Genomic DNA, 1,499 nt, shown 5'->3' on the forward strand with positions numbered 1-1,499 from the left:
CCGGGCCCCATGCACTGCCGGCCGCCTCCCCCGGTGCGGGGAGGCGGCCGGCAGTGGGGTCCTCGTTCAGAACGCGGCTTCGTCGACGTCCATGAGGGCGTTGTCGGTGTGCTCGACGATGAACCGCTCGCTGGTGAGCGTCGGCAGCACCTGGGCGCAGAAGAAGCGGGTGGCGGCGAGCTTGCCCTCGTAGAAGTGCCGGTCGGACTCCGACACCTCGCCGGCCAGCGCGGTCAGCGCGACCTCGGACTGGCGGACGAGCAGCCAGGCGGTGATCAGGTCACCGGTGGCCAGCAGCAGCCGGGAGGTGTTCTGGCCGACCTCGTAGAGCTTGCGGACGTCGGTCTGGGCCGCGGTGAGCTGGCCGAACATCGCGGTCAGCATCCCCTGGACGTCGCCGAGCGCGGTCGCCAGCAGCGCCCGCTCCTCCTTGAGCCGCCCGTTGCCGGCCCCCGTCGTGATCGTCGCCTGGACCTGCTCGGCCAGCCAGGTCAGCGCCACCCCGCCGTCCCGCACGATCTTGCGGAAGAAGAAGTCCTGCCCCTGGATCGCCGTGGTGCCCTCGTAGAGGGTGTCGATCTTGGAGTCCCGGATGTACTGCTCGATCGGGTGGTCCTGCAGGTAGCCGGAGCCGCCCAGGGTCTGCAGCGACTCGGCGGTGAGCAGCTGGGTGGCCCGCTCGGAGCCGTGGCCCTTGACGATCGGCAGCAGCAGGTCGTTGAGCTTGGCGGCGAGGACGGCCTCGGGGCTGTCGGCCGTGCCGGCGGCCTCGGCCTCCATGACCTGGTCGCGGAAGGTCGCGGTGTACAGGTACAGCGCACGCATGCCCTCGGCGTAGGCCTTCTGCAGCATCAGCGAGCGCCGGACGTCGGGGTGGTGGGTGATGGTCACCCGCGGGGCGTCCTTGCTGGTGGCGGTGAGGTCGGCGCCCTGCACCCGCTCCTTGGCGTAGGCCAGCGCGACCTGGTAGCCGGCGGAGAGGGTCGCGATCGCCTTGGTGCCGACGAACATCCGGGCGTACTCGATCACCTTGAACATCTGGGCGATGCCGTCGTGCACGTCCCCGACCAGCCAGCCCTTCGCCGGCACCGGGCCGTCGCCGAGGCTCAGCTCGCAGGTGGTGGAGACCTTCAGGCCCATCTTCTTCTCCACGCCGGTCACGTACACGCCGTTGCGCTCGCCGAGCGCGCCGGTGGCCAGGTCCACGTGGTACTTCGGGACGACGAAGAGCGACAGGCCCTTGGTGCCCTGCTTGGCGCCCTCGGGCCGGGCCAGGACCAGGTGGACGATGTTGTCGCTGAGGTCGTGCTCGGCGGAGGTGATGAAGCGCTTCACCCCGGTGAGGTGCCAGGAGCCGTCGGGCTGCTGCACCGCCTTGGTGCGCCCGGCGCCGACGTCGGAGCCCGCCTCGGGCTCGGTGAGCACCATGGTGGCGCCCCAGAGGTGCTCGATCATCAGCTCGGCCAGCCGCTGCTGGTCCGGGGTGCCCAGGGAGTGCA

The 1,499-nt window shown here is 70.8% G+C and carries 1 protein-coding gene; it reads right to left on the reverse strand.

Features of this window, described 5'->3' with window-relative positions:
* Window positions 1-66 precede the first annotated feature (66 nt).
* A partial coding sequence (locus tag G5C62_RS26985) for an acyl-CoA dehydrogenase (RefSeq protein WP_164703409.1) occupies window positions 67-1,499 on the reverse strand: 1,433 nt, incomplete at its 5' end.

The sequence above is a fragment of the Modestobacter sp. KNN46-3 genome, assembly GCF_011039295.1.